The 8,238-nt window shown below is 59.3% G+C and carries 4 protein-coding genes; all 4 read right to left on the bottom strand.

Going from position 1 to position 8,238, the window contains the following annotated elements:
• Positions 1–4,436: glycosyltransferase (locus V7080_RS06025; protein WP_334187503.1), on the bottom strand; the 4,436-nt coding region annotated here is incomplete at its 3' end.
• Between the two features lie 7 nt (positions 4,437–4,443).
• Entirely contained in the window at positions 4,444–5,784 is a 1,341-nt protein-coding gene (locus tag V7080_RS06020; protein WP_334187502.1) for an FkbM family methyltransferase, read from the bottom strand.
• Positions 5,781–7,004 carry an ABC transporter ATP-binding protein gene (locus tag V7080_RS06015; protein WP_334187501.1) on the bottom strand — a complete coding sequence of 408 codons (1,224 nt, stop codon included), beginning with the start codon at positions 7,002–7,004 and terminating at the stop codon, positions 5,781–5,783. The genes V7080_RS06020 and V7080_RS06015 overlap by 4 nt, the downstream gene beginning before the upstream one ends.
• A 391-nt stretch (positions 7,005–7,395) precedes the next feature.
• Positions 7,396–8,175 carry a Crp/Fnr family transcriptional regulator gene (locus V7080_RS06010; RefSeq protein ID WP_334187500.1) on the bottom strand — a complete coding sequence of 260 codons (780 nt, stop codon included), beginning with the start codon at positions 8,173–8,175 and terminating at the stop codon, positions 7,396–7,398.
• Positions 8,176–8,238 lie beyond the last annotated feature (63 nt).

The raw sequence follows: 8,238 nt of genomic DNA, 5'->3' as shown, positions 1-8,238 counted from the left end.
TCAACATCCAGTCCTTGTTCCCACAATTCCTCGAATGCCGCAAGTGCCTGGACATAGCCTTTGCGCGGTTCAACAGTACCCACCATCAGGAACGCAGGCCGCGCATGGGCTGGATCGGCGGCGCGGTTGACACGGGCGTCATCCCGGGAAGCGAGATCCGCGCCGAGATGGAAATAGCCGATCGACAAAGGCGCCGCCCTGTCGGCATGCTCCTTCCGGATGTAGGCAATCAAATCATCCGCAACCGTCCGCGAGATGCATAGCAATCCATCCGAGACCTCGGCGATCGTGTCGACCCATTTCACGAAATTGCGCTGCGCATCCTGTGGAAAGAGGGCGGGCAGGAGCACCGGCAACAGGTCGAACACAACGAAATAGATCTTGATGCCATGGTTCCTCAGGTCCTTGAAGAACGCCTGATTCTGCTGCACGCCGTCCGGGTATAGATCAAGGCCCAGAAACACGTCGTTCGGCGCCACCTGGATCGGCGTTTCTTCCGCCGTATCGTGCGTCGCACCCAGTATCTGGGCAGCGAAGCGGCGGGCGTACACATAGTACCCGCCGGCGTCATAGACCGGCACAACCTGATGGCCGGCCGGCGGCGACTTCAACAGCACCGACAGGATGTTGAGAACGACGCGCTGGATGCCGGACTTCAGGTTGTGCTTGACCATGAAGGAAACATCGACAAGCATCTGTGGCCTGGTGTCCCTGCCGTCGCGTACCGGCGATGCCGCTTGCAACGCATCAGGTCGCGGCGCAGTTGCTGCATCCGGCTGTGCGGACGGCGCCGGACCGGACTTCAGATTGATGGCGCTGGAATGATCGATGACATTCCGGTAGATATGGGTGATCCGCGATTCGCCTCCGGTGTCCTGCATGTCCACCACGTCATGCATTTCTGTCACAGGAAAACCGTCGCGAAGCGTCAGCAAATTCCTGCCGAGCGAATCCGGCCCGCAAACGCCGGCCCCCGATGGTTGAAAGACCGGAATGTCATTGCCAAGGCATGCGAGGACCGACGAACAGGCAGTCCCGGTATCGTCCGCGCCGGACTTGAACGCCATATCCGCCGACACCACGTATCGATTGTGCAACTGGTTTGCCACGTCGCCGAGCCAATGGATACGCGGACTATCGCCGTTCGACGACGCCGGGGTGAGGCGCAGCCCGGTACTGTCGGTACGGTGCGCATTGCCGGCAAGGACCAGGTGGTAGCGCTCGTCGTTCGCCAATCCTAATGACTGCCATGCATCGAGAAGCTGCGTGTTGTTCCGGATGGCATCGGCACTATCCAGGCAGAAGATCACGATGTCCGACTCCCTGAATCCAAGGTCGCGCCGGGCAAGTTGCCGCACCCTGGCAGCTGCCAAGGTGTTGGACGGGAACGTGTCGGTCCGGACAGGCTTGCGGGTCAGGCAGATCAGGTTGCCCTCTGTGCCGACCGCGCTTTTCAGCCAATCCATCGCCTCGGCACCGATGCCGGCCGCAGGACTCGCTTGCTGAAGAACTTCGATCGCCACGCCTGCCATTCGAATGTTTCGCTGTTGAAGCAATGCCAAGGTGCCCTGGTCCGGAACGATGTCTCCAGCCGCATGGCTCAGGGTCAATACCACATCGCCTTCGCGGAATTGGACAGGTGCATCGTCGATCCGGAAATCGGCTGCGCCGAGCAGGCCCATCGTGAACCGGCGCGCATACATCCATTGCTCTTCCGACTTGTATGCGGTTTCAAGGCGATAGCCGTCCGGCGCCTGGTTCAACATGGCCAGCAATACATTTCGGGCGGCAGCAACACTCGCCGCCTCGGCACCGGGTTGCATGAGCGGGCTGACGTCGACGATGAACTGCTTCGTTCCCGGCGTGGTGCAGCCGCGATTGAAGGCGATACTGGCGGCCGCCCTCAACATGTCCTGTTCCGTCGGCGCAACCGGCGATTCGATGGATCGCAGCGAATGAACAAGCCGCTGCTGCGACGCATTCGAGGAATTTTCCGCAAAATGTTCGATAGCATCGCGGTACAGGCGTCCGACCCGCGCGGGATGATGAGAGGCGCGTACGTATTGGGTAGCGCGAAGCGACAGGGTGCTGCGCAGGTCGGCATTCTTCCAAACGTCCGTCAGGGCCTGGCACAGCATTTCCTGAGTGAACTCGTCGTCGAGCCTGACCAGCACATCACCTGGCAACTCCGATGCGGAGCCGTTGGCATTGATGATGGTCGGCAGCCCGAATGCCAGGCAATCGAGGATAGCGGCGGATGTTTCGCCCCGCGACTGGGTACGCAGTTGCACGGCCACGTCGGCGGCTGACAGATAGGATCGGTACTCGTCCGCCGAAACGAAGCCGGTCACACGTACCCGCTCCCCACATCCGCTCGCCTTGATCGCATCGGCCAGCGCGGGACCGTAATGCGGATAGGAACCATCGCCGACAAACACCAGGTGGCATCGTTCATCCGTGGCGAGGGGCGACTTCAGCCAGGCGTCCAGCAGGCGGTCATTCAGTTTCGTGGGCGCCACCATGCCGAAACTGCACACAATGAAATCCGTGCTCTTGATATTCATCCTCTGCCTGATCGCATCCCGGTCCGACGCCAGCGGAACGCCTTTCAGCAGCGGAATGCTTTGCCAGTCGTTGACGCTGCCTGCGCCGTACCATTCGCTTGCGAGCCGCCGCGAATACTCGGAATGGGAAATGACGCCGAGCGCCTGGTCAAGCACCGACTTGTTCAACGGATAGGCGCCGACGATATTTCCCCGATAGGACTTCACCAGGTCGGCAATACCCTTGTAGCCGTGCGAATGATAGAGCGCCTGGGGGAATGCGTCGGGCAGGTATCCGATCGCATCCAGGTATTCGATGGCGCCGCTGAGGAAAAAATCATGCATCACCACCACGCCCGGATGCCGTTCAAGCAAGCCGTACATGTGCTTGTGGAAATCGGAATTGCCGAAGTGGTACAGGATGCGGTCGAACTCGGCGGCATGCGCCTCGAACCATTCGACCGAACGGACCGGAAAATTCGCGCTGACCCACACGTCGCTGATTTCCGGCTGGTCGGCGATCACGTCGATACGGTAGTACCTGCCGAGTTCTGGCAACAGGTCGGCGCTGTAGTCGGCAATGCCGGACTTCTGGGGCGGAAGCGGTGAGAAAAACGCAAGGCGAGGGCGCCTGTCGCCGGATTGCGACACCACGGTCCTGCTGCTTTGCCGGGTTTCGTGCAGATGCTCGAACGCGCTCAGCGCACGTTTTGCCGACGACTGCCACGAAAATTCCTTTGCCTGTCGGAGGCCATGCGCTTTCAGCGATTCCCGCAAGCCTTCGTCGGTCAATGCCAGGTGAATCTTGTCCGCGATTTCCTGGGGATTGCGCGGATTGAACAATGCATCCTCGCGGCCGATCACTTCCGGGATGCTGCTGGTGTTGGCGCCGATCACCGGCACGCCGCAGGACATCGCCTCCAGCACCGGCAGGCCGAATCCTTCGTGCAACGACGGAAAAACAAACAAGGAGGTCATGTTGTACAGCGCAACAAGATCATCCTCGGTGACGAAGCCGGTGAACACCACGTCATGCTTCGAAAAGCCTAACCGTGATGCCACCGACTGCAGGCGCTGCAGATCGGTATCGTTGATCTTGCAGACGATCGCCAGTTGGTAGGCGCTCCTGATGGATGCCGGGAGCAGGGAAAATGCTTCGATCAATCCGTCCAGGTTTTTCCGGTAGTCGATGCCGCCGGTGTACATCACGAAGGGTTTGGAAAGGTTATGCCGCTTGCGCAGGCTGGCCGCCTCTTCGATCGATAACTGGCGCGGATGAAAAAAGGAATCCACCGCCGAGGAAATGTTCACCACCTGGTCATCGGGTAATTGCAGTGCCGCAATCGCTTCCTTGCGTGAATGTTCGGAGATGGACAGCAGCAGCTCGGCATTCTTCAACCCGCTGAGCTTGTGAAAATAGAATGCCCGCGCGGATGGATCGCCGAGATAGGTTTCCTTGTACAGCAGCGGTATCAGGTCATACAGGGTGATCGCGTTGCTGAACGATGCCAGGGAGCGGCTGCTCTGCGTAATGGCGTCGTCTCCCCATCCCTCGAAAAGGCTGGTGGTATGAACGATATCGGGAGCAAGGCTCGACAGGAAGGCGTCACGAATATTTTCCGCCGCCCTTGAACGCCAGAAGCTCGCCGGATCGTGCCGGTTGAAGGGTCCGGGAAGATCAAATACCACGATATTTTCGCGCGGCAGCAAACCGTCGAAGGCTTTGCGCACCGATTCAATCGTGTCGGGAAAGCATCCGTTCAGCGCGACCAGTAAGTCATGACCGGCGGCCTGCCGCGCCATCTCCTGTGCAAGGGACATCGAGTAGCGGCCGATGCCCCGGTTTCTGCTGCCCGAGGTCTGGCATGACTGCAGGTCTAGTACGATTCGCATAACGGGTTTACTTTGCATTGGTTTTGACGGCGCGCGCGATATCCTGGAATACCTTTCGCGCAGGCTCGGAGAGTGCCTGGACATCGCCGGACAATTCGATCGGCGCTGTGCTTGCTCTTGCGGCTGCGGGCGACGCCGCTCTTGCCGCGAGGCTTCTTGCCTTTGCATCGAGTGCCGGGAATTTCGCCAGGATGCGAACCGCAAGCCGGCGGACGGCCGGCTTGGACGCGAGCCAGCGCGCGACACGCAATGCCGCGGCGCGGCCGCGAACCAGGAACGGCGCTGCCGCCTGCCGGAATCGGTATTGCGCCTGACGCGGTTCCGTCAGAAGCACCTTCACCGCACGGACGGGCCGCGTGAGCCGCCAGGACGTGCTGGCATGGATGGCTTCGATATACAAATGCGCCTGGTAGCGCTGCGCATCCGCCTCGGCTTTCGCCTTCTCCGCTCTTGCCTGCGCTTCGTGCGCCTGCCGCACCTGTAGCTGTGCCTGTTCCACCTGTGCCTGCGCATGCTCCACGTGGGTGTGTACCTGCAGCGCATCATGCTTTGCCTGGTGCGCCTCGGCCTGCGCGTGGACAATCTGGTTGCGCGCTTCCTGGAGTTCCTGTTCCGCGCGCTGGATGCGCATTTCCCAATCATGCAGCGGATAGCTGAACGCGTGGTGCGGCCGAAGCTGGAAATGATCAAAGTGATTCGGCGGGCATGAAAATGCCTGCATCAGCTCCGGGTGTTCGAGCGCGACATAGTAATGATTCAGTCCGTCGAAATAGCACAACCGGTAATCCGCGCCCGTCACCAGGCTTTCCCATTCATGGTGATTGGTGGCCTGGGATTGCGGCCTTGTCGCCTCGATAACCAGTATCCATGGACGCCATCTCTTGAAGTCCATACCGAGCAACACCGATTTCTCGAACCCCTCCACGTCGATCTTCAGGAAATGCACCTCGCCCTGCACATGCGTTTCACAGATCCTGGACAAGGTCTGCACCCGGACCGGGCGTTCCGTCACCGCCCTGCCGGCGGCGCGGTGTTGCGCCGCGATGGCCGTGTCCATCGTCGACAGGCCGGTATCCGCCACATCGAAAAACATCAGTTCGCCTTCGGCATCGGCGACCGCCAGCGGCAGGTTGATGTCCGCCGGACGGCTGCGGCATAGCTGGCGATAGTACTGCTGCATCGGTTCGATGTTGATGCCCCGCCATCCGCGCTGGTAGAACGCGAGCGTGACAGAATCGACCATGGGGTCGTTGGCGCCGACGTCGATATAGAAGCCCTTGCCGACGTGCTTGAGCGCACGCCAGAGCATGACGTCTTCGAAATTCTGGGCGTAAGAGATAAAGGTCATGAGCGTTGCACCGCCACTAAAGGATCAAGCCAGGTGCATCCCACGAAATGCGTCTGGCTGACATTGACAACAGTGAACATCAGGGCAAGATCGCGCCATTCGTAGTTGTTCACCAGGTGGGTGTCCGTACTGACCAGGGCGGTGGCGATCGAGTAACTGCCGGGCCCAAGGTTGCTGGGAAAGGTGAATCGGTAAGTCACACTTTCGCCCGGCTGCAGATCGGTCAGGGGCATGTCCTTGAGATGCGTATTGGTGCCGTACATCGGCTGGCCGAGGCGGTCCTTGATCATGTAGCCGAGCACCAGGCGCGGGATGGGGGCATGCACGGCCACCTCGATCTGCAGCGTGACGGAGCTGCCCACATCGACTGCCTCGATTCGTTCGCCGCGCTCATTCAGCAAGGCGATATCCGCCACCACTGCCTCGCCGCTGCCGGAAATTGTCTGTACCTTGCCGTTGCCGACCTTTTCCTGCTGCACATTCTGGTTTTCCCGGTCGGCCAGCAGGGCATTGTAGAAGTCCATGATTTCTTCCGGCGATCCTTCCTTGGCCAGACTGCCGGCATCCAGAAGGATGGCGCGGTCACAGATCGACTGGATCGCCCCCTTGTCGTGGGAAACGATCAGGAGCGTCGTTCCGAGCTTGCGGAATTCGCGGATGCGATCGAAGCTCTTGTGCTGAAAGTAGGCGTCCCCGACGGACAAGGCCTCATCGACGATCAGGACGTCCGGCCGTTTCGCCGTGGCGACACTGAACGCGAGGCGCATCTGCATGCCGCTTGAATACACGCGTACCGGCATGTCGATGTATTCACCCACTTCGGCAAATGCTTCAATCTCCGGCATCAGCGCTGCTGCTTCGTCGGCATCCATGCCGAGCAGCTGCGCCGCCATCAGTACATTCTGGCGGCCGGTGAAGTCGGGATGGAATCCCATGCCCAGTTCCAGCATGGCGGAGACCCGGCCGGTGATTGATACATTGCCGGTCGTGCTCAGGGTCGTACCGGTGATCAGCTTCAGCAGGGTGCTTTTTCCCGCGCCGTTCAGGCCGATGATGCCGACCGCTTCGCCCGGCTCGACCCGGAAGTTGATGTTCTTCAGCACCCATTTGAGTTCATGGCGCTTGCCCAGGAATGGAAGCACCCATTCCGCAAGCCGGGACCATCGCGTGGGATATTGTTTGTAAGCCTTGCCCAGATTGTTGACGTAAATGCTGCCCATAAATGCTGCCGGTTAAGGCATGTTCGTTAGGAGTTCCATCATGACGGCGGAAACGATTCCAGGAAACCAGATATACATGAAGTGCATTAAACGATGGAATAACCGCTTAAACGCTTTGTTGACCGGCGGAAGAGAGGGAAGGCGACGAGCGTTTCAATTCTGCAACCATGAATTCGGCTGCGATATTGTATAGCACTATTGACATCCGACTGCCGACCTTGAGCTTGCTCAGGGTAGTAGGCAGGCCGGTGAATTGCAAAATGGAAAGAGGGTCGAATTCCGCCAGATTGGCCGGGCGCAAAGCCCATGGCCGCCATGGATAGAGCGGTCTTAAATCGGCCCGGGGCAAATTGAAAATGGAACGAACAGCCGCGGACCGGCTTAACCTGCTTCAGCTTGCTCCCTGTACCAGCTTTTGAAGCGCTTCGGGCTTGCGAATGATCAGCCGGTGGGTGTCCTTTTGGACGATGCCTTGCTGCACCAGCGTCAGGAGCGCGCGCGTGACGGTCTCCCTGCTGGTGTTGATCATGTTTGCAATGTCCTGATGCGTCGGCAGGTTTTCGACCACTTCCACATTGCCCGGTTTCTTCTGCTTGAGTAGCACCAGGAAGCTGTAAAGCCGTCTCGACGTGTTGTTGATGCTGAGCAATGCCCGGAATTCGGAATCGCGCTGAATCTTTTCCGCCAGGTGGCGCAGCATCTGGTTTGCCACGGAAGGCGAATGGGAGAACAGATGCAGGGCGGTGGTGCGGGGAAGGAAGGCCACCAGGACCGGGCTCATGGCAATCACCGATGCGGACCGCGTCGAACCGTTGATGACCGCGATTTCGCCGAAAAAGTCACCGACATTCAACATGCGCAATCCGATCGCACGTCCATCTTCGGTAACGTCGATGACCTGGAGCTGGCCGGACAGCAGGAACAGCAGGCTGTCGCCGATACCACCCTTTTGAAGAACGATTTCGCGCCGCGCAAACTGCTTGATGCGCAGTTCGGCCTTCACCTTGCGCATCTCCTCTTCACTCAGGTTCGCCAGCAAGGGAATCTTGCGCAGATGGATCTGCAGGTTGACCTGCTCCCGCTTGCCCGATTCTGAGGCTTCGACAGGCATATCCGGCAGATCGTTTGTTTCTGCCTCGCCCTTGGTTAACACGGAAGATTGGTTGCTCATAGACGTCTTTAACTATCGATCCAAGATGTCTTTAGTGAGTGCGATAAAAGATCATCGGCAATG

The organism is Noviherbaspirillum sp., assembly GCF_036846085.1.
GTDB lineage: Bacteria > Pseudomonadota > Gammaproteobacteria > Burkholderiales > Burkholderiaceae_D > Noviherbaspirillum.
Note: the sequence above shows the minus strand (reverse complement) of the source record. Positions and strands in the feature narration are given on the sequence as shown.

Bases quoted from the DNA above. Each gene is read 5' to 3' on its own strand.
- V7080_RS06020 (WP_334187502.1), bottom strand. From the start codon at position 5,784: ATGACCTTTATCTCTTACGCCCAGAATTTCGAAGACGTCATGCTCTGG.
- V7080_RS06015 (WP_334187501.1), bottom strand. From the start codon at position 7,004: ATGGGCAGCATTTACGTCAACAATCTGGGCAAGGCTTACAAACAATAT.
- V7080_RS06010 (WP_334187500.1), bottom strand. From the start codon at position 8,175: ATGAGCAACCAATCTTCCGTGTTAACCAAGGGCGAGGCAGAAACAAAC.